This is a genomic window from Kitasatospora sp. NPDC097605 (assembly GCF_040302725.1).
GTDB lineage: Bacteria > Actinomycetota > Actinomycetes > Streptomycetales > Streptomycetaceae > Kitasatospora.
Genome location: NZ_JBEOSF010000003.1, coordinates 69,137 through 94,850, shown reverse-complemented (window position 1 = coordinate 94,850; position 25,714 = coordinate 69,137). Strand labels below are relative to the sequence as shown.

General features: G+C 74.4%; 14 protein-coding genes. 10 read left to right on the top strand and 4 right to left on the bottom strand.

The annotated features are described in order from the left end of the window. Positions 1–5 precede the first annotated feature (5 nt). Entirely contained in the window at positions 6–1,262 is a 1,257-nt protein-coding gene (locus ABTX81_RS04165; RefSeq protein WP_350541403.1) for a cytochrome P450, read from the top strand. Position 1,263: 1 nt separating this feature from the next. After that, on the top strand, positions 1,264–1,740 hold the full coding sequence (locus ABTX81_RS04160; RefSeq protein ID WP_350541402.1) for a hypothetical protein: 477 nt from the start codon (positions 1,264–1,266) through the stop codon (positions 1,738–1,740). Between the two features lie 95 nt (positions 1,741–1,835). Here the strand turns inward: ABTX81_RS04160 and trpD are convergent, their stop codons facing one another. Next, positions 1,836–2,882, bottom strand: a complete 1,047-nt coding sequence (trpD, locus tag ABTX81_RS04155; RefSeq protein ID WP_350541401.1) for an anthranilate phosphoribosyltransferase — start codon at positions 2,880–2,882, stop codon at positions 1,836–1,838. 138 nt (positions 2,883–3,020) lie between these two features. Here trpD and pdxR point away from each other — a divergent pair, with 138 nt between their 5' ends. Continuing rightward, complete coding sequence (pdxR, locus tag ABTX81_RS04150; RefSeq protein ID WP_350541400.1) at positions 3,021–4,475, top strand: MocR-like pyridoxine biosynthesis transcription factor PdxR; 1,455 nt, start codon at positions 3,021–3,023, stop codon at positions 4,473–4,475. On the opposite strand, the gene ABTX81_RS04145 is transcribed toward pdxR, so the two are convergent. Both ABTX81_RS04145 and ABTX81_RS04140 read right to left on the bottom strand, forming a co-directional pair. After that, complete coding sequence (locus ABTX81_RS04145) at positions 4,369–4,989, bottom strand: anthranilate synthase component II (protein WP_350541399.1); 621 nt, start codon at positions 4,987–4,989, stop codon at positions 4,369–4,371. The genes pdxR and ABTX81_RS04145 overlap by 107 nt on opposite strands. Next, positions 4,986–6,506: an anthranilate synthase component I family protein gene (locus ABTX81_RS04140; RefSeq protein WP_350541398.1), complete on the bottom strand. Its 1,521-nt coding sequence runs from the start codon at positions 6,504–6,506 to the stop codon at positions 4,986–4,988. Before ABTX81_RS04140 ends, ABTX81_RS04145 begins: the two co-directional genes overlap by 4 nt. Before the next feature lie 176 nt (positions 6,507–6,682). Here ABTX81_RS04140 and ABTX81_RS04135 point away from each other — a divergent pair, with 176 nt between their 5' ends. Next, positions 6,683–7,984, top strand: a complete 1,302-nt coding sequence (locus ABTX81_RS04135; RefSeq protein ID WP_350541397.1) for a class II 3-deoxy-7-phosphoheptulonate synthase — start codon at positions 6,683–6,685, stop codon at positions 7,982–7,984. A gap of 39 nt (positions 7,985–8,023) precedes the next feature. Here the strand turns inward: ABTX81_RS04135 and ABTX81_RS04130 are convergent, their stop codons facing one another. Continuing rightward, positions 8,024–9,556: an MFS transporter gene (locus ABTX81_RS04130; protein WP_350541396.1), complete on the bottom strand. Its 1,533-nt coding sequence runs from the start codon at positions 9,554–9,556 to the stop codon at positions 8,024–8,026. A 134-nt stretch (positions 9,557–9,690) separates the two neighbouring features. On the opposite strand from ABTX81_RS04130, the gene ABTX81_RS04125 reads away from it, so the two are divergent. The 6 genes from ABTX81_RS04125 to ABTX81_RS04100 all read left to right on the top strand — a co-directional run bounded on the left by ABTX81_RS04125 (position 9,691) and on the right by ABTX81_RS04100 (position 25,675). Then, positions 9,691–10,698, top strand: coding sequence for an Lrp/AsnC family transcriptional regulator (locus ABTX81_RS04125; RefSeq protein WP_350541395.1), 1,008 nt, complete (start codon positions 9,691–9,693; stop codon positions 10,696–10,698). A 195-nt stretch (positions 10,699–10,893) separates the two neighbouring features. Next, entirely contained in the window at positions 10,894–11,772 is an 879-nt protein-coding gene (locus ABTX81_RS04120) for a sterol desaturase family protein (protein ID WP_350541394.1), read from the top strand. Between the two features lie 238 nt (positions 11,773–12,010). Beyond that, a complete protein-coding gene (locus ABTX81_RS04115; protein WP_350541393.1) occupies positions 12,011–21,502 on the top strand; it encodes a non-ribosomal peptide synthetase/type I polyketide synthase in 9,492 nt (3,163 codons plus the stop codon). A gap of 58 nt (positions 21,503–21,560) precedes the next feature. Then, the gene (locus tag ABTX81_RS04110) at positions 21,561–22,751 is read left to right on the top strand and encodes a cytochrome P450 (RefSeq protein ID WP_350541392.1); all 1,191 of its coding nucleotides are present in this window, start codon (positions 21,561–21,563) and stop codon (positions 22,749–22,751) included. A 102-nt stretch (positions 22,752–22,853) separates the two neighbouring features. After that, positions 22,854–24,620, top strand: coding sequence for a phytoene desaturase family protein (locus tag ABTX81_RS04105; protein WP_350541391.1), 1,767 nt, complete (start codon positions 22,854–22,856; stop codon positions 24,618–24,620). Beyond that, a complete protein-coding gene (locus tag ABTX81_RS04100) occupies positions 24,617–25,675 on the top strand; it encodes an MDR family NADP-dependent oxidoreductase (protein WP_350541390.1) in 1,059 nt (352 codons plus the stop codon). Before ABTX81_RS04105 ends, ABTX81_RS04100 begins: the two co-directional genes overlap by 4 nt. Positions 25,676–25,714: the final 39 nt, after the last annotated feature.

The window sequence follows — 25,714 nt, the reverse complement described above, 5'->3', positions numbered from 1 at the left end:
AAGCCATGACCACGCAGCGGCTCTCGGACGCGACCGGCACCGGTCCGCTCGCGCCCGACCCGGCGGACCTCGACCTCACCGACCCGCAGACCTTCCTCGACGTGGACCCGCACGCGATGTGGCGGCGCTTCCGCGCGGAGAGCCCGGTGCACTGGCACCCGGCCGCTCCCGGGCGGCCGGGCTTCTGGGTGGTCTCCCGGTACGAGGACCTGCTGACCGTCTACCGCGACAACCGGCGGTTCACCTCCGAGCGCGGCAACGTGCTGGCCACCCTGCTGCAGGGCGAGGACTCGGCCGCCGGGAAGATGCTCGCCGTCACCGACGGGCCGCGCCACCGCGACATCCGCAACCTGATGCTCAAGTCCTTCTCCCCGCGCGTCCTGGCGCCGGTGGTGGCCGGCGTCCACCGGCGGACCAGGGAGCTGATGGCCGAGGTGGTGGAGCGCGGGCCGCTGGACTTCGTCACCGACGTGGCGGACCACATCCCGATCAACACCATCGGCGACCTGATGGACGTGCCGGCCGCCGACCGCGCGCAGCTGGTCGAGTGGAACACCCGCACGCTCTCCCGGCACAGCTCCGCGGACAGCGAACTGGACGAGCTGCTGGCCCGCAACGAGATCCTGCTCTACTTCTCCGAGCTGGCCGCCGCGCGCCGCCGCGACCCCGGCGAGGACGTCATCAGCGCGCTGGTCACCGGCACCGTCGACGGCCGGCCGCTGACCGAGGAGGAGATCGTCCTCAACTGCTACAGCCTCATCCTCGGCGGCGACGAGTCCAGCCGGATGTCCTCCATCGGCGGACTGATCGCGCTCGCCGGGCACCCCGACCAGTGGCGGGCGCTGAAGGAGGGGACGGTCTCCGTCGACAGCGCCGTCGAGGAGGTGCTGCGCTGGACCACGCCCGCCATGCACTTCGGCCGCCGGGCGCTGGAGGACGTCCCGCTGGGCGACCGGGTGATCCGGACCGGCGACGTGGTCACCCTGTGGAACAGTTCGGCCAACTTCGACGAGGATGCCTTCGCCGACCCGTTCGCCTTCGACCTCGCCCGCACCCCCAACAAGCACGTCGCCTTCGGCCACGGCCCGCACTTCTGCCTCGGGGCGTTCCTCGGCCGGGTCCATGTGAACGCGGTGCTGGACGCGCTGCGCACGATGGCCGGCGGGATCGAGCTGCTCGGCCCGCCGACCCGGCTGTACTCCAACTTCGTCCACGGGTACAGCGGCCTGCCCGTCGAACTGACCGCCGAAGGAGACCGCTGACATGACGACCGACCAGGAGTACCGGGAGGAGCTGCGTACGGCCGGCGGGACCAGCATGGGCGTCCTGCACGCCGGGGCGGTCGCCGGGTCCGGGGCGCCGGGAGCGCCGGCGGGGCTGCGGCTGCGCGCCGAGGAGCTGCTCGCGGAGCACGGAGCGGTGATGGTGCACGGCCTCGGGATCGCGGACGCCGAGGAGTTCCACCGGTCCGTCGACCGCTTCGGGGACCGGCTGATCCGCAGCTACCGGGGCGGCAACACGCCGCGGGTGGCGGTCTCCGACCAGGCCGACCAGTGGCACCCGTCCAACCGGCCGGAGGGCGAGGGCCGCACACTGCTCTCGCTGATCGAGAGCGCCGACGACCTGCCGCACTGGGTCACCTACCGGGACGGCAGCCCGATCCCGGACGAGGACCTGGCGCGGTGCGGGCGGCCGCGCGGAGCAACCGGCTGTCGGTGCCCCGGCGCAGCGGCAGCCTGAGGTCGTCGACAACCTGCGGGTGCTGCACGGGCGCGAGGCGTACACCGACGCGCGCCGGGTGCTGGTCTCGATGACCTGAGCCCCTCCGGCCGGGGCTACTCCCCGGCAGCGGCGGCCGTCCAGCGCTTCAGCACGCCGGCGGCGGCCCCGGTGTCCACCGCCTCGGCGGCCCGCGCGTATCCGGCGGCGAGCCGCTCCGCCACCGGCCGCTCGCTCGGGGCGAGCGCGGCGAGCCCGGCCGCCGCCGACAGCAGGACGGCCTCGCGCACCGGCCCGGGCGCCCCGTCCAGCACCGCCCGGGCCACCGCGGCGTTGTGGACCCGGTCCCCGCCGCGCAGGTCCTCGGGCGACGCCGGCGCGATCCCGAGGTCGCGCGGATCGAAGGTCTCGGTCCGCACCTCCCCGCCGGCGACCGACCAGATGGTGGAGGTGGTGGTGACCGTGAGCTCGTCCATCCCGTCGTCGCCCCGGAAGACCAGGGCGCTCACCCCCCGGCGGGCCAGCACCCCGGCGAGCAGCGGGGCGGCCCGGCGGTCCGCGACGCCCACCGCCTGCGCGGCCGGCCGGGCCGGGTTGGCCAGCGGCCCCAGCAGGTTGAACACCGTCCGCACGCCCAACTCCCGCCGGGGCACCGAGGCGTGCCGCAGCGCCGGGTGGAACGCCGGCGCGAAGCAGAAGGTGATCCCGACCTCCTCGGCCAGTTCGGCGACCCGGGCGACCGGCAGGTCCAGCCCCACCCCCAGCTCCTCCAGGACGTCGGCCGAGCCGCAGGCGGAGGAGGCCGAGCGGTTCCCGTGCTTGACCACCCGGGCCCCGGCGCCCGCCGCCACCAGGGCCGACATGGTGGAGACGTTGACGCTGTCCGAGCCGTCACCGCCGGTCCCGACGATGTCCAGCGCGGGGCCGGGCACGTCGAGCGGCACCGCGTGCCGGTACATCGCCCGGACCAGCCCCTCCAGCTCCGCCACCGTCTCGCCCTTGATCCGCAGGCCGACCGCGAACGCGGCCACCCGGGCGGCGCCGGCGTTCCCGGACATCACCTCGTCCATGGCCCAGGAAGCCTCCTCCGCCGACAGGTCCCTGCCCTCCAGCAGGGCGCCGATCAGCTGCGGCCAGGTGGGGCGGGGAGGTACGGACGCCACGGGGATCCTCCTCGAACGGGACCGGACGGCAGCCCTGCCGTCCCTCTGCCGCCCAGTCTGCGCAGCCCCCGCCGACCGCTTCCAGACCAGTGCCCCACCGGCCGTACGGTCCACTTCGACTCGGAAAGGACGGCGTTGATGAGCCTGCAGATGGCCCTGGAGGTCGTCCGGAGCTCCCCGGACTCCCTGACCTCGCAGATCCAGCGCTTCATCAAGGAGGAGATCGCCGCGGGCGTCCTGCACCCCGGCACCCGGCTGCCGTCCAGCCGGCGGCTGGCCGGCGACCTGGACGTCTCGCGCAGCGTGGTGGTCGAGGCCTACGGCCAACTCGTCGCCGAGGGCTACCTGGAGGCCGCCCAGGGCTCCGGCACCCGGGTCGTCGAGCACCTGTCCCGGCAGGACACGGTGGTGCCCACCCTGCTGGACGAGGGCTGGATCCCGGCCGTCCGCTGGGACCTGCGCACCGGCGCGCGGAACACCCCCGCCTTCCCCCGCCAGGAGTGGCTGGCCTGCTACCAGCGCGCCCTCCAGGCGGCCGGCCCGGAGAGCCACGCCTACCCGCCGCTGGCCGGCATGGGCGAGCTGCGGCTCGAACTCGCCCGCTACCTGGGCCGGGTGCGCGGGGTGCGGGCCGACCCCGCCGACCTGCTGGTGGTGTCCGGCTTCGCCCAGGCGCTCGGGCTGCTCTGCGGCGTCCTGCCGCAGCTGGGCGTCACCGAGGTCGCGGTGGAGGACCCGGGCCACCCCGGGCAGCGGCAGTTCGTCCGGGAGAGCGGGCTGCGGCCGGTGCCGGTCCCGGTGGACGAGGAGGGCATCGACGTCGGGGCGCTGGCCCGCACCGGGGTCCGGGCGGTCGTGGTCACCCCGGCCCACCAGTTCCCCACCGGCGTCGGCCTCTCCCCGGAGCGCCGCGCCGCCCTGGTCGGCTGGGCGCGCGAGGTGGACGGCTGGGTGGTCGAGGACGACTACGACGGCAGCCTCTGGTACGAGCGCGGCGGCCGGCCGCTCGCCCTGCAGCGCCTCGACCCGGAGCGGGTGGTCTACGCGGGCACCGCGAGCAAGACGCTCGCCCCCGGGCTGCGGCTGGGCTGGGTGGCCGCCCCGCCGCGCCTGCTCGGCCCGCTGCTGCGCCACCGCGCCCGGCACGACCTCGGCACCGAGAGCCTCACCCAGCTGGCCTTCGCCGAACTGCTGCGCAGCGGGCTCTTCGACCGGCACCTGCGGCGGCTGACCGCCCTGGGCAGGAGCCGTCGGGAGGCCCTGACCGAGGCGGTCCGCCGCCATCTTCCCGGTACCACCGTGCTCGGTGTCCGGGCCGGCCTGCACGCCTACCTGCGGCTGCCCCCGGGCACCGACGAGGCGGAGGTGGTGGCCGGGGCGCTGCGCCGCTCGGTGCTGGTGCGCGGCGGGGCGGGCTTCCACGCCCGGTGGTCCTGGGACGCCCCGGCCCTGGTGGTGGGCCACGCCCACCTGCCGCGCTCGGCGATCACCGAGGCCGTCCGCCGGCTGGGATCGGTCGGTCCGTGGGCCGATCCGCCGGCGAGCCCGCGGCCAGGAAGTTCCGCAGCATCTGCAGGCCGCCGGTGGTCATGATGCTCTCCGGGTGGAACTGGACGCCCTCCAATGGCAGTTCGCGGTGCCGCAGGCCCATCAGATAGCCGTGGTCGGTCGCGGTGGCGGTGGCCTCCAGCTCGTCCGGCAGCGGTTCGGCGACGATGAGCGAGTGGTAACGGGCCACCTCCAGGGTGTTGCCCAGGCCCTGGAAGAGCCCCGCGCCGTCGTGCCGCACGGTGCTGGTCCGGCCGTGCATGACCTGGTCGGCGACCTCGACCCGGCCGCCGTGGGCGAGGGCGATCGCCTGGTGCCCGAGGCAGACGCCGAGCAGCGGGACCCGGCCGGCGAAGGTGTGCACCAGCTCGACGTGGCCGGAGTCGGCCGGGTGCCCGGGGCCCGGTCCGAGCACCACCGCGTCCGGTTCGAGGGCGGCCAGCTCCCCGGGCGCGCGGGTGAGCGAGCGGACCACCAGGGTGTCCGCGCCCAGCGTCCGCAGGTACTGGTCGATGATGTGGACGAAACTGTCGTACGCGTCGATCAGCAGGACCTTCACGCCGTCAACTCCTCTCCGGTGAGCGCCCAGTAGGCGGCCGCGAGCTTGGCCAGGGTCTCCTGCCACTCGGCCTCCGGCCGGGACTGCGCGACCATGCCGGCCGAGCTCTGGCTGGAGTAGACCGATCCGTCGTACTCGATGGTGCGGATGCACAGCGCCAGCTCGCTCCAGCCGCGGACGTCGACCAGGCCGACCGCGCCCGCGTAGCTGCCGCGCGGCTCCCGCTCCAGGGAGTCGATGATCTCGGTGGCCCGCTTCTTGGGCGCGCCGGACATGGTGCCGGCCGGGAAGGTGGCGCGGACCGCCTGCCAGACGTCGGTGCCCTCGGCGAGGGAGCCGCTGACCGTCGAGACCAGGTGGAAGACGTGCGAGAAGCTCTCCACGGCCATCAGCCGCTCCACCGGCCGGGTGCTGGGGCGGCAGACCCGGCCGAGGTCGTTGCGGCAGAGGTCCACCAGCATGATGTGCTCGGCCTGCTCCTTGACGCTCTCGCGCATCTCCTTGATGCGCTGGCGGTTCTCCGTCTCGTCCGGGCCGCGCCGGGTGGTGCCGGCGATCGGGCGCATGGTGATGTCGTCGCCCTCGATCCGCAGGAACAGCTCGGGGCTCGCGCCGATCAGCATCCGGTCGGCGCGGGGCATCAGGTACATGTACGGGGAGGGGTTGCGGTCGCGCAGCCGCCGGTAGACCTCGACCGGGGTCAACGCGGTCTCCACGTCGATGCGGTGGCCGATCTGGATCTGGTAGACGTCGCCGACCCGGATGTGCTCCAGGCAGCGTTCGGCCCACGCCAGGAAGGTCTCGCGGTCCACGCTGTCGCGCACGGCGAGCGGGGCGGGCGCCCGCGGGACGCCGGCCGGGCGGAGCCGGTCGGCCGCCGCCGTCCGGGCGAGCGCCGCGACGTCCGGCCGCGCGGCCGGGGGCGGCAGCTCGGCCCCCTCGGCGCGCAGGTGGTGGACCAGGCCGGTGACCAGGTCGTAGCGGACCACGTCCCGGAACAGCGTCAGCGTGACGTCCGGGCCGCGTGGCGCCTTGGTGCGGGGCGGCAGGGTCTCCATCAGCCAGCAGGACTCGTAGGCGAAGGTGGCGAGGAAGCCGAACGCGTAGCCGGTGTCCGGGAGTTCGGTGTCCACCCGGAACACCTCCCGGGCCAGCGCCAGCAGCCGCCAGAGCCGGTCGGGGTGGTCGAAGAACAGCCGGACGGTGCCCGGGGCGGGGGCGCGGGCGGCGGGGGTGAGCCCGAGTCCGGGGGCCGCGCGGAGCAGCACGGTGGCGAGGGCGGGCAGCCCGTCGATGTCCACGTACCCGTCGAACACCCGGAGTTCGGCCAGCCGGCCGTGGCCGACGGTGGCGGTGCGCAGGTCGTCGGCCGGGCCGGCCACGCTCTCGAAGAGGAAGACCTCCTGTTCCGGGAGGGTGCGGCGCAGCCCGGCGTAGAGGTCCAGGGGATCGTGCGACGGCAGTCCGGTCGCGGTGACCCGAACCGCGATCGGCGTCCAGTCCGGTGTGGCGGCCATGAAAGCTCCGTTCCGTCTCGGTGACCGGTGGACAGCAGAACAGGTCGCCGACGCGGGCGACCAGACCACTCCCGGGGCGCGGGTGCGGTCCACTCGGCGTCCGCTTGACCCCCGCCGGGGCGGTGGCTTCAAGTGGGATCCGCCGATGCTTTCGACCGTGGAACGGAGCTGCGTCGATGAACCAACAGCCCGACTGGCCGGACCCGTCGGCCCTGCGCGCGGTGACCGGCCGACTGGCCGCCGCGCCCCCGCCGGTGTTCGCCGCGGAGTGCGACCGGCTGCGCGACCGCCTCGCCGCGGTCGCCCGGGGCGAGGCCTTCCTGCTCCAGGGCGGGGACTGCGCGGAGACCTTCGGGTCGACCGGCGTCGAGGAGGTGCGCGGCAAGCTCAAGACCCTGCTGCAGATGGCGGTGATCCTGACGTACGCCGCCGCCGTGCCGGTGGTCAGGATCGGCCGGATGGCCGGGCAGTACGCCAAGCCCAGGTCCAGCCCGGTCGAGGAGCGGGACGGCGCCGTCCTGCCGTCCTACCGCGGCGACGCGGTGAACGGCCGGGAGTTCACCGCCGGGGCCCGCCGCCCGGACCCGGAGCGGATGTGGCGGATGTACGAGTCCTCGGTGACCACGCTCAACCTGGTGCGGGCCCTGACCGGCGGCGGCTTCGCGGACCTGCGCCAGGTGCACGACTGGAACCGGGGCTTCGTGGTGGGCTCCCCGGCCGGCGAGCGCTACGAGCGGCTCGCCGGCGAGATCGAGCACGCGCTGTCCTTCATGCAGGCCTGCGGCGCCGACACCCGGGGGCTGACCACCGCCGACTTCTTCGTCGGCCACGAGGGCCTGCTGCTGGACTACGAGGAGGCGCTGACCCGTGGCGACGAGTCCGGCCGGCGGTACGCCACCAGCGCCCACTTCCTGTGGATCGGGGAGCGGACCCGGGACCTCGACGGCGAGCACGTCGCCTACTTCGCCGGGATCGCCAACCCGATCGGGGTCAAGCTCGGCCCGACCGCGCACCCCGACGCGGTGCTCGGCCTGCTCGACCGGCTGGACCCGGACCGCGAACCGGGCCGGCTGACCTTCGTCGTCCGGGCGGGCGCGGACCGGGTCCGGGACGTCCTGCCGCCGCTGGTCGAGAAGGTCGCCTCGGAGGGGGCCCGGGTGGCCTGGGTCTGCGACCCGATGCACGGGAACACCTTCACCGCGCCGAGCGGGCACAAGACCCGGCGGTTCGACGCGGTGCTGGACGAGGTCGCCGGCTTCACCGAGGTCCATCACGCGCTGGGCACCCACCCGGGCGGCATCCACGTCGAACTCACCGGCGACGACGTCACCGAGTGCATCGGGGGCGGCTACGAGGTCCGGCCGGAGGACCTGCGCCACCGCTACGAGACCGCCTGCGACCCGCGGCTCAACCACGCCCAGTCGCTGGACCTCGCGTTCCGGGTCGCCGAGCTGTACCGGGCCGGCCGGACGGGCTGACGCCGTACCGGCCCGGCGCGGCCCGTCCGGGGCCGCCGGCTAGCGGCGCACGGGGGCCGCCGGACGGGCGCCGGGCCGTTCCCCGCCGGGCCGTTCCCCGGCGGGCCGCCCGTCGGCGCCGGCCGTCGCCGGGGTGCGCCGCAGCAGGACCGCGACCAGGGCGGCGCCCGCCAGGGCGGCGATCCCGGCGGCCAGCAGGGTCTGGTCCAGGGCGGTCGCGAAGGCCCTCCGCACCAGCTCCCCGGACAGGCCGGCCGGCGGGCGGCCCGCGCTCAGGGCGGAGGCGGCGGCGTCCGGATCGGCGGCGGCCGGGTGCCCGGCCACGGCGTCGCGCAGCCCCCGGTGCAGCACGAGGCCGAACACCGCGATGCCGAAGGCCTGGCCGAGCTGGCGGAAGGTGTTGAGGGCGCCGCCCGCCATGCCGCCGCGCTCCGGCGGGACGGCCGCCATCGCGCCGGACGCCAGGATCGGGCTGACCGCGCCGACCCCGAGGCCGGTCAGGGTGAGGCCGGGCAGCAGCGCGAGCCGGCCCGAGGATCCGTCCAGCACGGCCTGGAGCAGCCCGCCCAGGCCGATCACGGCCAGGCCGCCGGCCAGCGGCACCGCCGTCGGCAGGCCGGCGAGCCGGCGGCCCGCCAGCGCGGAGACGGTGAACGCGGTGACGCTCATCGGCAGCAGGCTGAGCCCGGTGGCCATCGGCCCGAGGCCGAGCACCGACTGCAGCCACAGCGAGGTGTACGGCAGCGCGGAGAACGCGGCCGCGGAGTAGACGGCGCCGCACAGCAGCACCCCGGTGAAGGCCGGGCGGCGCAGCAGCGCGAGGTCCAGCAGCGGTGCCGGGCTGCGGCGTTCGACCAGCAGGAACACGGTGAGCGCGACGGCGGCGGCCGCGCCCGCGCCGAGCACGGCGGGCGAGGTCCAGCCGTCCGATCCGCCGCGGATCAGCGCCAGGACGGCCGCCCCGGCCGCGACGGTGAAGGCCGCGGCGCCGGGCAGGTCGAGCCGGCGGGCGCGGGGGTCGCGGGACTCCGTCAGCGTGCGGCGGGCCAGGACGCCGCCGGCCAGCGCCAGCGGAAGGTTCACCAGGAAGACCGAGCGCCAGCCCAGGTACTCGGTGAGCAGGCCGCCGGCCACCGGCCCGACGGCGGAGGCCGCGCCGCTGACGGCGCCCCAGACCCCGAACGCCACCGCCCGGTCGCGGCCCCGGTAGGCGAGGTTGAGCAGCGCCATCGCGGTGGCGGACATCGCCGCGCCGCCGGCCGCCTGGACGATCCGCGCCACCACCAGGGTGGCGCCGTCCGGGGCGAGCCCGCAGGCCAGCGAGGCCAGCGCGAACACCGCCAGGCCCGCCGTGTACACCCGGCGGCGGCCCGCCCGGTCGGCCAGCGCGCCGAGGCCGAGCAGCAGCGCGGCCAGGGCGAGCGCGTAGCCGTCCAGCACCCACTGCAGGCCGTCGAAGCCCATGTCCAGCCCGGCGCCGATGTCCGGCAGCGCCACGATCACGATGCTGACGTCGGTCAGCAGCATGAACACCCCGAGGCTGACCGCGACCAGCGGTCCCCACTTGCGCATCCCCGTCGTCCCCGTTCCCTCGATCCGCGCCGGCCGCTTCGGCGGACGCCCCGTCACCTTCGGTCCGGGGCGGGCCGCCGCGCCGCCCGGCGACGGCTTTCCGGCGGATCTCGACACGCCCTACCATCCCGGTGGTGGAAACCCTGACGCTGGACGGGCTGGACCGGGCGCTGCTGCACGCCCTGCAGGTGGACGGCCGGGCGCCGTTCCGGCGGATCGCCGAGGTGCTCGGGGTGTCCGACCAGACGGTGGCCCGCCGCTACCAGCGGCTGCGCGCCGCCGGGGTGCTGCGGGTGGTGGGGCGGACCAACGCCCGGCTGCTCGGTCAGGTCGACTGGCTCACCCGGATCCGCTGCGTGCCGGACGCCGCGGCGTCGATCGCCGAGGCGCTGGCCCGGCGGCCGGACACCTCCTGGGTGAGCCTGCTGTCCGGCGGCGAGATCGTCTGCAACGCCCGGGCGCAGGTCCGGCCGGAGCGCGAGGAGCTGCTGCTCGGCCGGCTGCCGAGGACCCCGCGGGTGCTGTCGGTCGCGGCGCACTACCTGCTGCGCACCTACGTCGGCGGGCGGGTGGCGTGGGCCGGGCGGACCTCGGCGCTGAGCGCCGGGCAGGTGGACCGGCTCCGGGCGGCGGCGTCGGCGGCGCCCCGTCCGGCGGGCGGCGGGCGGGTGGCTCCGGTGGCCCCGGTGGTCCCGCCGGTGCCGGACGAGCTGGACCGCGCGCTGCTGGCGGAGCTCGCGGTGGACGCGCGGACGCCGCTGGCCGGGCTGGCGGCCCGGACCGGGAACCCGGAGACGACGGTGCGCCGCCGGCTGGCCGCGCTGATCGCCGACGGGCTGCTCTTCTTCGACGTGGACGTGGACCCCCGGCCGCTCGGCTACGAGATCGAGGCGTTCTGCTGGCTGACGGTGGCCCCGGGGCGGCTGGCGGCGGTCGGCCGGGCGATGGCGGACCATCCGGAGGTGGGCTTCGTGGCGGCGACCACCGGCCCGACCAACCTGGTGGCCGGGCTGGTCTGCCGGGACACCGAGGCGTTCTACGACTACCTGACGGAGCGGCTGGGGGCGCTGGAGGGGGTCGGCGCGCTGGAGACGGCGCCGGTGGTCCGAAGCGTCAAGCGTGCCGGAATGATGATTCCTTAATCGAATAACCTGCAATAACGGGTCGATGGCTGGATATCCGTGACTCCGAGCGGATGATCCGCCTGGAGATCATCAGACAAATCGAGAATTCCATGATTTCCCGTGAAAATGCCTCGCCAGGTGTTCCGGGCGGCCTTAGTATCTGAACGAACACTTTCGGTGATCGTTCGACCGTGGACCGCGAAGGGGGTCGTGATGGGGGAGTGGCCTCGAACTGCCGTGCGTCATGCGGCCTACCCGTTCCTGCTGGTCACCCTGGTGGTGATATCGGCCGCGACCCTGCGGCTGCGCTGGGACCTCGGCCGGGCGAACCAGCTCTTCCTGCTCGGGACGATCGGGTACATGGCGCTGCTCGAACAGTTGATTCCATACGAACCGGAATGGGCCCCGAATGTCCGCGAATGGGGCTGGTACGGCGTCTATTTCGCGCTGACGATGGTCGGCGGCGCCCTCTCCCAGGTGCCCGTTTCCGCCCTCGTCGGGTGGGCGGCGCCGGCGCACGGGGCGCTGCCGCTCTGGGCGGAGATCCCGGCCGCGCTGCTGCTCGGCTCGCTGGCCAACTACCTGGTCCACCGCTGGTGCCACACCAGTCCGAGGCTCTGGCGGCTGCACGGGGTGCACCACGTGCCCGACAAGGTGAACGTCGGCAACAACGGGGTCAACCACCTGCTGGACGTCGTACTCACCCAGGGCTGCGTCCAGTTCGCGCTGGCGCTGGCCGGCTTCTCGGAGCCGGCCGTGTTCGTGGTGGGCCTGTTCGTCGTCGCCCAGGGCTACTTCGTGCACGCCAACATCGACGTCCGGCTCGGCGCGCTCAACCATGTGCTGGCCGGTCCCGAGCAGCACCGGCTGCACCACAGCACCGACCTGGCGGAGGCCGGCCACTACGGCTCCGACCTCTCGGTGTGGGACCACGCCTTCGGCAGCTTCACCTGGCGGCCGGGGCGCCGTCCGGCCGCGGTGGGGCTGGCCGATCCGGGCGGCTTCCCCGCCACCCGCCGGGTGGTCGCCAGCCACGTCCAGGCCTGGCACCGCCCCGCCCGGGCCGAGGGCTCCCCGACCGGCTCGACCTGACCCACCCGTCCCTGGCCCGCCCGTCCCTGACGCTCCTGTCCCCGACGCACCCGATCCTGACGCACCCGATCCGCCCCGCAGCTCCGCCGACCGCCCTCCCACCGACGGCTCGTCCCTTCGGCCGACCCGGTGTCCGGCCTGCCCGGCACCGGCGCACGGCCCCGTGTCCCCCGGCGCGCGCGGCACTCCCGCACCCCGCCCGCGCGCGCGAACGCAGCGACCCAAGGACTCGACTCGCATGACGGATTCCCGCTTCGTCACCTCCCCGGAACCCTCCGAACGACCCGCACCGGCCGGCCCGTCCGCCGCCGGGCGGGAGAAGATCGCGATCATCGGGATCGGCCTCCGCCTGCCCGGCGGGGCCTGCGACCACCGGTCGTTCTGGCAGAACCTGGTCGACGGCAAGGACTGCATCACCCCCACCCCGCGCAGCCGCTACGACGTCGCCACCCTCGGCAGCCGCGACCGGGCCAAGCCCGGCCGGCTGGTCGGCGGCCGCGGCGGCTACATCGACGGCTTCGACGAGTTCGACCCGGCGTTCTTCGGCATCAGCGGCCGCGAGGCCGACCACATGGACCCGCAGCAGCGGAAGCTGCTGGAGGTGGCCTGGGAGGCGCTGGAGGACGGCGGGCAGAAGCCGGCCGAGCTGGCCGGCCGGGACGTGGGCGTCTACGTCGGCGCCTTCACCCTGGACTACAAGATCGTCCAGTTCTCCGACCTGTCCTTCGAGACACTCGCCGCGCACACCGCCACCGGCACCATGATGACGATGGTGTCGAACCGCATCTCGCACTGCTTCGACTTCCGCGGCCCCAGCGTCTCCATCGACACCGCCTGCTCCTCCTCCCTGGTCGCCGTCCACCTCGCCGCGCAGAGCCTGCAGCGCGGCGAGACCGACCTGGCCCTGGCCGGCGGCACCCTGCTGCACATCGCCCCGCAGTACACCATCGCCGAGACCAAGGGCGGCTTCCTCTCCCCGCAGGGCCGCTCGCGCACCTTCGACGCCGCCGCCGACGGCTACGTCCGGGCCGAGGGCGTCGCCGTGGTCGCGCTCAAGCGGCTCTCCGACGCCCTGCGCGACGGCGACCCGGTGCACGCCGTCGTCATCGGCAGCGGCGTCAACCAGGACGGCCGCACCAACGGCATCACCGTGCCCAACCCGGACGCCCAGGTCGCGCTGATCGAGCGGGTCTGCGCCGAGGCCGGGATCACCCCCGGCAGCCTCCAGTACGTCGAGGCGCACGGCACCTCCACCCCGGTCGGCGACCCGATCGAGGCCAACGCGCTGGCCCGGGCGCTCGCCGTCGGCCGCCGTCCCGGCGACGCCTGCTACGTCGGCTCGGTCAAGACCAACATCGGGCACACCGAGTCCGCCTCCGGCCTGGCCGGGCTGATCAAGTCCGCGCTGGCCCTCAAGCACCGGACCATCCCGCCGCACATCAACCTGGAGACGCTCAACCCGGCGATCGACCCGGCCACCCTGCCGTACGGGATCCCCACCGAGCCGACCCCCTGGCCGGCCCACGACGGACCGGCCCGCGCCGGGGTCAACTCCTTCGGCTTCGGCGGCACCAACGCGCACGTCCTGCTGGAGGCCGCGCCGGAGTCCGCGCCCGCCGCCGATGCCGACGCCGAGGCCGCGCACACCACCGAGCCGGCCGCCGCCGACCTGCCGGCCTGGACGGTGCTGCCGCTCACCGCCCGGGAGGCCGCCGCGCTGCCCGAACTGGCCGCCGGCGTCCGGGCCGAGCTGGCCGGCGTCCGCGGCGGCAGCCCGGCCCGCCCGGCCGACCTCGGCCACACCCTGGCCCACCGCCGCCAGCGCCACGACGCCCGGCTCTCGATCGTCTACGACGCCCGCGAGCACGCCGCCCGCGCGTCGCTGGACGAGGCGCTCGCCGCCCTGCTGCGCGGCGAACCGCACCCCCGGGTGCTCACCGACCACCGCCGCGAGGCCCGGCACCGCCGGCTGGCCTGGGTCTTCACCGGAATGGGCCCGCAGTGGTGGGCGATGGGCCGCCAACTGTTCGCCACCGAGCCGGTCTACCGGGAGGCCGTCGAGCAGTGCGCCGAGCACCTCGCCGACCTCACCGGCTGGTCGCTGACCGAGGAGCTCGCCGCCGGCGAGGCGGCGTCCCGGATGGCCGAGACCTGGCTCGCCCAGCCCGCCAACTTCGCCGTCCAGATCGGCCTCGCCGCGCTCTGGCGCAGCCGGGGCGTCCGGCCGGACGCGATCGTCGGCCACTCCACCGGCGAGGTCGCCGCCTTCCACGAGGCCGGCGTCTACGACCTCGCCGACGCGGTCAAGGTGGTGGTCCACCGCAGCCGCCTCCAGCAGAAGCTCGCCGGCACCGGCGGCATGCTCGCCGTGGCGCTCACCGAGGCCGAGGCGCTGCGCCGGCTGCGCCCGTACGGGGACGCCGTCTCGGTCGCCGCCGTCAACAGCCCCGGCTCGCTGACCCTCGCGGGGGACGAGGCGGCACTGGCCGAGATCGCCGCCGCGCTCACCGCCGAGCAGGTCTTCGCCCGGCCGCTGACCGTCGAAGTCCCGTACCACAGCGCCCGGATGGAGCTGATCAAGGACGAGCTGCTGGAGTCGCTGGCCGACCTCAAGGCCCGTCCGGCGCAGGTCCCGCTCTACCTGACCGGCCGCGAGGGCACCGCGCACGGCACCGAACTCGACGCCGGGTACTGGTGGCACAACGTCCGCGACAGCGTCCGCTTCCGGCAGGCCGTGGAGCGGCTGGCCGACGACGGCTACGGCGTGTTCCTGGAGATCGGCCCGCACCCGGTGCTCGGCCGCTCGATCCAGGAGACCGTCGAGGCCCACCCGGGCACGGCGGACCGGCCCGAGGTGCGGGTCCTGCCCTCGATCCGCCGCCAGGAGGACGAGCGGGCCGTCTTCACCGCCTCGCTGGCCGCGCTGCACAACCTCGGGGTCGCGGTCGACTGGTCGGTGCTCCAGCCGGCCGGGCGGATCGTCCCGCTGCCGCGCTACCCGTTCCGGCGCGACCGGCACTGGGTGGAGCCGCGGCCGGTCGAGCAGGTCCGGCGCGGGCGGCTCGACCACCCGCTGCTCGGCCGCCGGCTGCCCGGGGCCGAACCGGCCTGGGAGGCCCGGCTGGACGCCGAGGCCCTGCCCTACCTGGAGGACCACCGGATCCAGGGCGATGTGCTGTTCCCGGCCGCCGGCTACCTGGAGATGGCCGTCCAGGCGGTCCGCGCGCTCACCGGCGGGACGGACGCCGCGCTGGCCGACATCGAGCTGCGCAAGGCGCTGTTCCTGCCGGACGAGGAGAGCCGCGCGGTCCGGCTCACCCTCTCCGCCGAGCACGGCTCGTTCACCGTCGCCACCGGCGAGGGCGCCGAGCGCACCGTGCACACGGTCGGCACCGTCCGCCCCGCCCAGCGCCGCCGGCCCGGCCGGCCGCTGGACGTCGAGGCGGTGCGCGGACGGGCCCTGCGCCGGCTCGCCGGCCCCGACTGCTACGCCGGACTCGCCGCGCTGGGCTACCACTACGGTCCCGCCTTCCAGGGCATCGAGGAGGTCTGGATCGGGCCCGGCGAGGCACTGGCCCGGATCCGTCCGACGGCGCCGGTCGCCGGACAGGGCGAGCACCACCAGGTGCACCCGGTGGTGATGGACGCCTTCTTCCAGACCCTGCTGACGCCCCAGCTGCTGGAGGGCCGCCCCGGGGGCGCGGGCATCCGGCTGCCGGTGGCGATCGCCGAGGTCCGGCTGGACGCGGTCGGCGAGCGCCCGCTCTGGGTGCACGCCACCGTCACCCGGGACGCCGGGAGCGAACTCGTCGGCGACCTCGCGGTGCACGACGAGCGCGGCGCGCCGCTCGGCGGGATCACCGGCTTCCGGGCCGCCGACGTCGAGCAGGCCGCCACCGCCGTCGGCCTCGGCACCATCGACGGCTGGCTCGCCGAACCGGTCTGGACGGAGCTGCCGGCCGCCGCCGACACCACCGACACCACCGACACCACCGACACACCCGACACCACCGGCCTGTCGGCCGAACACCCGGACCACTGGCTGCTGTTCGCCGACCGGGGCGGCGTCGCCGACGCCCTGGCCGAGCGGATCGCCGCGCGCGGCGGCAGCTGCCTGCTGGTCCGCCCCGGCACCGGCTACCGGCCCGCCGACGGCGACCGCCCGGCCACCGTCGACCCCGGCTCGGCCGGGGACCTCGCCCGGCTGCTCGCCGACCGCCGGGCCGCGGGCGCCCCCGACCCGGCCGCCGTGGTCCACCTGTGGAACCTCGACCGCCCCGGGCTGGCCGGGGCCGACCACGCCACCGTCGCCGGGCACACCGCCGCGGGTGCCTACAGCCTGGTCGCGCTGGCCGCGCTGCTGGCCGCCGAACTGCCCGGCTGCCGGCTCCACGTGGTCACCCGCTCCGCCCAGTGCACCGCCCCCGGCGAGCTCGTTGAACCGCTCGCCGCCCCGGCCTGGGGCATCACCCGGGTGCTGCGCCATCAGGAACTCCCCGCCCACCGGGGCAAACTGATCGACCTCGGCCCGGTCGCGGAGGCCGTGGAGGCCGGGGCAGCCGCGCCCGGGGCGGCCGAGGCCGAGGCCCTGCTGCGGGAGTTCGCGCTCGCGGACGAGGACGAGATCGCCCTGCGCGGCGCCCGCCGGCTGACCAGCCGGCTGCGGACCGCCGAGGGACTGAGCCGTCCGCTCGCGCCCCGGCTGCGCGCGGACGCGGCGTACCTGGTGACCGGGGCGTTCGGGGCGCTCGGCCGGCTGCTCTGCCGCACCCTGGTCAAGCGCGGCGCCCGCCGGCTGATCCTGGTCGGCCGCAGCCCGCTGCCGCCGCGCGAGCGGTGGCGCGACCTCGACCCGGCGAGCCCGGCCGGGCAGCGGGCGGCGTTCCTGCGCGAGCTGGAGGCGCTCGGCGCCGAGCCCGTCCCGGCGCCGCTGGACGTCACCGACGAGGCCGCGCTGGCCGGCTGGCTGGCCGAGTACCGGCGGCTGGAGCGGCCGCCGATCCGGGGCGTCTTCCACCTCGCCGGTCAAGTCAGGGACACCCTGGTCGGCGAGCTGGACCGGCCGACCTTCGAGACCGTCTACGGGCCCAAGGTGCTCGGCGCCTTCGCCCTGCACCGGCAGCTGGCCGGCGAACCGCTCGACCACTTCGTGCTGTTCGCCTCGATCGCCTCGTTGCTGACCACCTCAGGACAGACCAACTACGCCGCCGGCAACGCCTTCCTGGACGCGCTGGCCCACCACCGCCGGGCCCTCGGCCTGCCCGCGCTCAGCCTCGACTGGGGGCCGTGGGCCACCGGCATGATCGAGGAGCTCGGCCTGATCGACCACTACCGGCACAGCCGGGGCATGAGCTCGCTCGCCCCGGAGACCGGGATGGCCGTGCTGGAACGAGTGCTCGGCCAGGACCGCGCCCAGCTGCTGGTCGCCACCGTCGTCGACTGGCCGGTGTTCCTCTCCTGGTACCCGGCGCCGCCGCCGCTGGTCGCCGAACTCGCCGCCGCCGCCCGGGAGACCGCCCCGGCGGCCGGGCGGGCCGGACTGCTGGACGCGCTGCGGGCGGCCGGCGAGGAGGAGCGGCGGACGCTGCTCACCGAGCGGTTCACCGTGCTGGCCGCCACCGTGCTGAAGGCGCCGGCCGAGCAGATCGACCCCGCCGCCGGCCTCGGCGGCCTCGGCCTGGACTCGCTGCTCGCGATGGAACTGCGGGCCCGTCTGAGCGGCGAACTCGGCGTCACCCTCCCGGTGGTGGCGCTGCTCGGCAACACCCCGGTGGCCGAGCTGGTCGCCCGGCTGCACGAGTCGCTGGCCGAGCTGCTGGACGAGGGCCCGGACGGCCCGGGCGCGGCCGAGGTCGAGCGGTACGAGGACGCCTCGGCCTACCCGCTGACCCAGAACCAGAAGGCGCTCTGGTTCCTCAAGCAGCTCAACCCGGACGGCTTCGCCTACAACATCGGCGGCGCGGTCGAGGTCCGGGTGGAGCTGGAGCCCGAGCTGATGGCCCTGGCGTTCCGCACCATGGTGGAACGCCACCCGAGCCTGCGGGCCAACTTCGTGCTGGACGCCGGCCGGGCCGTGCAGCGGATCTCCGCCGCGGTGGAGCCGGACTTCGGGGTCTTCGACGTCGAGGGCCTGCCCTGGGACGACATCCACGCGATGATCGTCCGCGAGTACCGCAGGCCGTACGACCTGGAGCGGGACCCGCTGGTGCGGTTCCGGCTGTTCCGGCGCGGACCGGCCCGCTGGGTGATCATGAAGGCCGTCCACCACATCATCTCGGACGCGATCTCCACCTTCACCTTCATCGAGGAACTGCTCGCCGTCTACGAGGGGCTGCGCCGCGGCCGGGTGCCCGAGCTGCCCCCGGTGGCCGCCCGCTACCTGGACTTCCTCAACCGGCAGAACGCCTTCCTGGCCGGCCGCGAGGCGCCGAGGATGCTGGAGTACTGGCGCTCGCACCTGCCCGCCGAGGTGCCGATCCTCAGCCTGCCCACCGACAGGCCGCGCCCGCCGGTGCAGACCCACAACGGCGCCTCCGAGTTCTTCGTGCTGGACGAGGAGCTCAGCGCCCGGGTGCACGCGCTGGCCCGCGAGCACAACGTCACCGTCTTCATGGTGCTGCTCAGCGCCTACTACCTGCTGCTGCACGCCTACGCGGGCCAGGACGACATCATCGTCGGCAGCCCGGTGACCGGCCGCACCGACGAGGAGTTCGCCGGCGTCTACGGCTACTTCGTCAACCCGCTTCCGCTGCACGTCTCGCTGGCCGGCGCCCCGACCGTCGCCGAGCTGCTGGACCGGGTCCGGACCACCGTCCTCGGCGGGCTGGACCACCAGGAGTACCCGTTCGTGCTGCTGGTGGAGAAGCTCGGGCTGCAGCACGACCCGAGCCGCTCGGCGGTCTTCCAGGCGATGTTCATCCTGCTCCACCACAAGGTGGCCACCGAGAAGTACGGCTACCACCTGGAGTACATCGAACTCCCCGAGGAGGAGGGGCAGTTCGACCTCACCCTGTCCGCCTACGAGGACGAGGCCGAGCACCGCTTCCACTGCGTCTTCAAGTACAACACCGACCTCTTCCTGCCCTCGACGATGGCCCGGATGGCCGGCCACTACGTCAACCTGGTCGACGCGCTGACCACGGCCGGTCCGGAGCGGGCCGCCACCGGCCTCGAACTGCTCGGTCGCGAGGAGCGCGCGGTGGTGCTCCGGCAGTGGAGCGGCGCCGACCGCCGGGTGCCCTTCCCGGAGCCGGTGCACGAGCTGGTGCTGCGCGCGGCGGCGGCCGACCCGGCGGCGCCCGCGGTGGCGGCGCCGGCCGAGTCCGGCCCGGCCGCCCGGCTGTCCTACGGCGAGCTGGCCGAGCGCTCCCGGCGGGCTGCCGCCCGGCTGCGCGCGCTGGGCGCCGGGCCGGGCACCGTGGTGGCGCTCTGCCTGCCGAAGTCGCCGGAGCTGATCACCGCCCTGCTCGCGGTGCTCCGCACCGGCGCCGCCTACCTGCCGCTGGACCCGGGCCACCCGGTGGACCGGCTGGCCTACATGGTCGGGCACGCGGGCGCCGCACTGCTGGTCGGCGACGACGCCGAGCGCCTCGGCACGCTGCCCGCCCGGCTGGTCACCACGGCTGAACTCGAAGCGGGTGACGAGGAGTTCACCGACGCCGCGGTGCGCCCCGACGACCCGGCGTACGTCATCTACACCTCCGGCTCCACCGGCCGGCCCAAGGCGGTGCGGGTCTCCCACGGCAACCTCGCCTCGGCCTACCGGGCCTGGCACGCCGAGTACCGGCTGGACACCGACGCCCGGGTCCACCTCCAGATGGCCAGCCCGTCCTTCGACGTGTTCACCGGCGACGTGGTCCGCGCCCTCTGCTCGGGCGGCGCCCTGGTGCTGATCGGCCGGGAGCTGCTGTTCAACACCGCCCGGCTGTACGAGGTGATGCGCACCGAGCGGGTGGACGCCGCGGAGTTCGTCCCGGCGGTCGTCCGCACCGTTCTGGACCACTGCGAACGCACCGGGCAGGACCTGTCGTTCATGCGGCTGCTGGTGGTCGGCTCGGACGTCTGGAAGGTCGAGGAGTACCAGCGGCTGGGCGCCCTCGGCGGGCCCCGCACCCGGCTGGTCAACTCCTACGGCCTGACCGAGACCACCATCGACAGCGCGTACTTCGAGGGTCCGGCGGACGCCCTGGAGCCCAGCCGGATGGTCCCGATCGGGCGGCCGTTCCCGAACAGCGCCTTCTACCTGCTCGACCCGCAGAACCGCCCGGTGCCGCCCGGCGTCACCGGGGAGCTGTGGATCGGCGGCTCCGGCGTCTCGCTCGGCTACCTCGGCGACGAGGAGCAGACCGCCCGCCGGTTCGCCACCCTGCCGCTCGGCGGCGCCGACGGCACCGAGCCCGTCCGGCTCTACCGCACCGGGGACCTCGCCCGCTGGGACACCGAGGGCGGGGTGCACCTGCTCGGCCGGGCCGATTCGCAGATCAAGGTCCGCGGCCACCGGATCGAGCTGGGCGAGATCGAGACCCAGCTCGCCGACTGGCCGGAGCTGGCGCGGGCGGTGGTCACCGTCCGGCCGGACCGCGACGGCGAGCACGTGCTCTGCGCCTACTGCGTGCCGGCTCCCGGGCGGTCCTTCGACCACCGGGAACTCCGCCGCCACCTGGCCGGCTACCTGCCGACCTTCATGATCCCGACGCACTTCGTCGAGCTGGCCGCGCTGCCGCTCACCGCCAACGGCAAGGTGGACACGGCCGCGCTGCCCGAGCCCCGCACCGACGCCGCGGAGGCCGCCGAGCCGCCGGTCACCCTCTACGAGGTCCGGATGGCCGAGCACTGGCGCGCGCTGCTCGGCATCGAGGAGCCCGGCCTCCAGCACGACTTCTTCGAGTCGGGCGGCTCCTCGATCAAGCTGATCGAGCTGATCCACGGGCTGCAGGCCGAGTTCAACATCAGCATCCCGGTCAGCCGGCTCTTCAAGGTCACCACCCTGCACGGGATGGCCAAGACCGTGGAGCACATCATCACCGGCCGGATCGAGGGCGCCCAGCCCTACCTCTGGTTCAACCAGGAGCAGCAGCAGACGCTGTTCTGCTTCCCGCCGGCCGGCGGCCACGGGCTGGTGTACCGGCAGTTCGCGGCGCACCTGCCGGAGTACCGGATGGTCGCCTTCAACTACGTGGCCGGGGACGACAAGGTCGACCGGTACGCGGACCTCGTCGAGGCGCTGCAGCCGGAGGGCCCGTGCGCCCTGCTCGGCTACTCGCTCGGCGGCAACCTCGCCTTCGAGGTGGCCAAGGAGCTGGAGCGGCGCGGCCGGGCGGTGCCCAATGTGGTGATCATGGACTCGCACCGCATCCCGGAGTCCTTCGACCTCGGCGACGAGCACCTGCAGGCCTTCGAGCGGGAGCTGGCCGAGCACCTCCAGCGGCACACCGGCTCGGCCGCGGTCGCCCAGGAGACCCGCGAGCAGGCCCGGGACTACCTGCGGTTCTGCAGCCGTACGCCCAACCTCGGGGTGGTCACCGCCGCGCTCAGCGTGATCTCCGACGACGAGAAGGTGGCGCTGTACGAGGCCGGGCAGCACGGCGCCTGGCACGGCAGCTCGGCCACCCGGACGGCGGTCTTCAAGGGTTTCGGCCCGCACGCCGAGATGCTCGACCGCGAGTTCATCGCCCACAACGCCGGGCTCGCCCGGTCGATCCTCACCGGAGCCGCCCCCCATGCGTCCTGAGACGGTCCGGGGCCGCGCCCCGAGCCTGCCCGCCCCCGCACGAGAGACGGATCCGCCCATGCTCCGCCAGCACCCGCCGCTGACCTACCCCTTCGAGCCGAACGGCCTCGAACTCGACCCCCGATACGCCGAGTTGCGCGAGCAGCCGCTGGTCAGGATCCGGATGCCGTACGGCGACGGCGCCTGGCTGGTCACCCGGTACGAGGACGTCCGGACGGTGCTCGGCGACCCGCGGTTCAGCCTGGCCGCCGCGATGGGCGAGGACCAGCCGCGGATGCGCCCGGTGGCCCGTACCGGCGCCGGCCTGTTCTCCACCGAGCCCCCCGAGCACACCCGGCTGCGCTCGCTGGTGGCCAAGGAGTTCAGCGCCCGCCGGGTCGAGCGGCTGCGGCTGCGGGCCCGGGAACTGGCCGACGAGCTGCTCGACGGCATCCTCGCCAAGGGCCAACCCGCCGAGTTGGTCGAGGACTTCGCGATCCCGATGCCCACCACCATCATCTGCGAGGTGCTCGGCGTCCCGGCCGAGGACCACCGGATGCTCTGGCGCTGGGCGGAGACGGTGCTCTCCGCCGTCACCCCCGGCGAGGTGCTGGCCGTCGACGGGCAGGCGTTCATCGACTACATGGCCGGGGTGCTGGAGCTGCGCGGCCGCGAGCCCGGCGAGGACCTGCTCACCACGCTGGTCCGGGCCTGCCGCGAGCAGCGGCTGATCAGCGAGGAGGAGTTGCTCTCCATCGCCTGCGACCTGCTGATCGCCGGGTTCGTCTCCACCACCAACCAGATCGGCAACTTCTTCCACCAACTGCTGGTGAACCCCGGGGAGCCGGCGCGGCTGCGGGAGCACCCCGAGCTGATCCCGAAGGCCGTGGAGGAGCTGATGCGCTACGTGCCGCTGCTCACCGGCTTCAGCCTGCCCCGGTACGCCACCGGGGACGTCGAGCTGGGCGGGGTGGTGATCCGGGCCGGCGAGGCGGTGATGATCGCCACCGCGGCCGCCAACCGGGACCCGGAGGTGTTCGACGAGCCGGAGCGGCTGGTGCTGGACCGGCCGGCCAACCCGCACATCGGCTTCGGCCACGGCGTGCACTACTGCATCGGCGCGCACCTCGCCCGGCTGGAGCTCCAGGTGGCGATCGAGCGGGTGCTGACCCGGCTGCCGGGCCTGCGGCTGGCCGTCCCCGAGCGCGAACTGCGCTGGAAGGAGGACGCGATGGTGAACGGCCTGCAGGCGCTCCCGATCGCCTGGTGAGCAGCCGTCACACCCACGAACGCCACGGCACGGCACGGCACGGCAAGGCAGCGCAAGGCACGGCTAGGCACGGCTAGCCAAGGACGACGAGGAAGGCCAGGAATGGCACGGCAGACAGACACCGCGCGCCGGCGGGAGTCGATGATCATCGTCGGCGGCGGGCTCGGCGGCCTGTCCACCGGGTGCTACGCCCGGATGAACGGCTACCGCACCAGGATCTTCGAGATGCACGAGATCCCCGGCGGCTCCTGCACCGGCTGGGACCGCAGCGACTTCACCTTCGACTGGTGCGTCAGCTGGCTGCTCGGCAACGGCCCGGGCAACGAGATGTACCAGATCTGGCTCGAACTGGGCGCGCTCCAGGGCAAGGAGATGCGGCACTTCGACGTGTTCAACATCGTCCGGGCCCAGGACGGCCGGGCGGTCTACTTCTACTCCGACCCGGACCGGCTGGAGTCGCACCTGCTCGGCCTCTCGCCGGCCGACGCGGCGCCGATCCGGGAGTTCTGCGCGGGCATCCGGACCTTCCGCAAGGCGCTCGCGGCGTACCCGTTCCTCAAGCCGGTCGGGCTGATGGGCCGGCTGGAGCGCTGGCGGATGCTGGCCTCCTTCACGCCGTACTTCAACACCATCCGCAAGTCGATCGCGGTGCTGATGACGGACTTCTCGCAGCGCTTCCGCGACCCGCTGCTGCGTGAGGCGTTCAACTTCATCCTCTACGAGAAGCACCCGGCCTTCCCGGTGCTGCCGTTCTACTTCCAGCTCGCCTCGCACGCCAACCACGCCGCCGGAGTGCCGGAGGGCGGTTCGCTCGCGCTGGCCCGGTCGATCGAGGAGCGCTACCGCGGGCTCGGCGGCGAGATCACCTACAACGCCAAGGTCGAGGAGATCCTGGTCGAGCGGGACCGCGCGGTGGGCGTGCGGCTCAGCGACGGCCGGGAGTTCCGCGCCGACATCGTGGTCTCCGCCGCCGACGGCCACACCACGGTGATGAAGCTGCTCAAGGGGCAGTACCTCAACGACACCTACCGCCGGCTCTACACCTCGCTGATCGACGAGCCGGGCCAGCTGTCGCCCGGCTACGTGGCGCTCTTCCTGGGCCTGCGCAAGCCCTTCCCGACGGGCGACCCGTGCACCACCTACCTGCTGGACGAGCGGCAGGCGGCCGAGCTGACCGGGATCCGCTGCCGGTCGATGAACGTCCAGTTCCGCACCCGGCACTACCCGGAGCTGGCGCCGGCCGACTCCACCGTGGTGTTCGCGACGTACTTCTCCGACATCGCCCCCTGGCGGGCGCTGCACGAGGGCCCGGAGCAGTCCTCCCGGATCCGGCGCGGCGAGGAGCTGCACACCCTGCCGGTCAAGCACGGCCGGGAGTACATGGCGGCCAAGCGGCGGGTCCGCAACGGCATCGTCGGCTTCCTGGACGAGCGCTTCCCCGGCTTCAAGGACGCGGTGGCCGTCGCCGACGTGTCCACCCCGCTCACCCAGGTCCGCTACACCGGCGTCTACGACGGCACCTTCCCCGGCTGGAACCCCTTCGTGGAGGGTGCCGAGACGGTGGAGGAGGAGATCAAGAAGAGCGGCCCGGTGCTGCCCGGGCTCTCGGACTTCTACCTCTCCGGGGTCTGGGCGACCATCGGCGGGCTGATCCGGGCGGCCGCCGCCGGGCGGCACGTCATGCAGTTCATCTGCCGGGACGACGGGCTGGAGTTCACCGCCGAGATCGACCGGAGCGCGCCGCCGCCGACGCACCTGGTCATCCCGGTCGGCCGGCCCGGCCCGGCCCGGCGGACGGTGCCGGCGGGTGCCGGTCAGGCGGCGCGGACCGAGGACAGCGAGAACGTGGAGACGGGAGCCCTGGCATGAGGATCGAGAAGTGGGTGGTGCGGGAGCACCTGGACGGTGTGCCCGACGTCAACCGGATCTACGAGAAGGTCGTCGAGGACGTCGCGATCGACCTGCGGCCGGACGAGATGCTCTTCCGGACCAGGTACGTCTCGGTGGACCCGTACCAGAACGGCCTGGCGCTGGAGACGCCGGTCGGCCACCACATGGGCGCCGACTCGATCATGGAGGTGGTCGAGGCCGGTCCGGAGGCGGCGTTCGCGGTCGGCGACCTGGTGCAGGGCTTCGGCGGCTGGCGCACCCATGTCGTCCACAACGGCGCCGAGGAGCTGTGGACGACCGGCACCTTCCCGATGGTCTTCCCGGCCTACCGCCGGCTGGACCCGTCCTGGTACGACGAGCGGCTGCCGCTGTCCACCGCGCTCGGCATCATGGGCGCGCCGGGGATGACCGCCTGGGGCACGCTCACCCGCTTCCTGGAGGTCCGCCCCGGCGACACCGTGGTGATCAGCGGCGCGTCCGGCTCGATCGGCACCCTGGTGGGCCAGTTGGCGAAGCGGGCCGGCGCCGGCCGGGTGGTCGGTACCACCGGCTCGCCGGGCAAGGCCGAGTACCTGCGCGAGCTGGGCTTCGACGAGGTGGTGCTCTACACCCAGGGCGACGACGCGGAGAAGGCCCGGCAGGCGCTGCTGCTCGCCGCGCCGGACGGCGTCGACCGGTACTTCGACAACCTGGGCGGGACCGTCACGGACGCGGTGTTCACCATGCTGAACGTGGACAGCCGGGTGGCGGTCTGCTGGCAGTGGGCGACCACGGTGAACGGCGAGCTGACCGGGCCGCGGCTGCTGCCGTACATCATGTTCCCGCGCACCACGATCCGCGGGATCTTCGCCCAGGAGTGGTTCACCGAACCGCTGCTGGCGCAGATGCACCGGGAGCTGGGCGGGCTGGTCGGCAGCGGGGAGATCCGCTACCACCAGACCGTGCACAAGGGGTTCGACGCGATCCCGCAGGCCTACCGGAGCCTCTACCTGGACCGGGAGGCCAACCGGGGCAAGGTGCTGGTCGAGGTCTGAGCGGGTGCCGGGCGGGTGGTTCCATCCGCCCGGCCCCTG

What these genes read in the sequence shown, in the direction of transcription:
- ABTX81_RS04165 (WP_350541403.1), top strand. Translation starts at nt 6, where the DNA reads ATGACCACGCAGCGGCTCTCGGACGCGACCGGCACCGGTCCGCTCGCG.
- ABTX81_RS04160 (WP_350541402.1), top strand. Translation starts at nt 1,264, where the DNA reads ATGACGACCGACCAGGAGTACCGGGAGGAGCTGCGTACGGCCGGCGGG.
- pdxR (WP_350541400.1), top strand. Translation starts at nt 3,021, where the DNA reads ATGAGCCTGCAGATGGCCCTGGAGGTCGTCCGGAGCTCCCCGGACTCC.
- ABTX81_RS04140 (WP_350541398.1), bottom strand. Translation starts at nt 6,506, where the DNA reads ATGGCCGCCACACCGGACTGGACGCCGATCGCGGTTCGGGTCACCGCG.
- ABTX81_RS04135 (WP_350541397.1), top strand. Translation starts at nt 6,683, where the DNA reads ATGAACCAACAGCCCGACTGGCCGGACCCGTCGGCCCTGCGCGCGGTG.
- ABTX81_RS04130 (WP_350541396.1), bottom strand. Translation starts at nt 9,556, where the DNA reads ATGCGCAAGTGGGGACCGCTGGTCGCGGTCAGCCTCGGGGTGTTCATG.
- ABTX81_RS04120 (WP_350541394.1), top strand. Translation starts at nt 10,894, where the DNA reads ATGGGGGAGTGGCCTCGAACTGCCGTGCGTCATGCGGCCTACCCGTTC.
- ABTX81_RS04115 (WP_350541393.1), top strand. Translation starts at nt 12,011, where the DNA reads ATGACGGATTCCCGCTTCGTCACCTCCCCGGAACCCTCCGAACGACCC.
- ABTX81_RS04110 (WP_350541392.1), top strand. Translation starts at nt 21,561, where the DNA reads ATGCTCCGCCAGCACCCGCCGCTGACCTACCCCTTCGAGCCGAACGGC.
- ABTX81_RS04105 (WP_350541391.1), top strand. Translation starts at nt 22,854, where the DNA reads ATGGCACGGCAGACAGACACCGCGCGCCGGCGGGAGTCGATGATCATC.
- ABTX81_RS04100 (WP_350541390.1), top strand. Translation starts at nt 24,617, where the DNA reads ATGAGGATCGAGAAGTGGGTGGTGCGGGAGCACCTGGACGGTGTGCCC.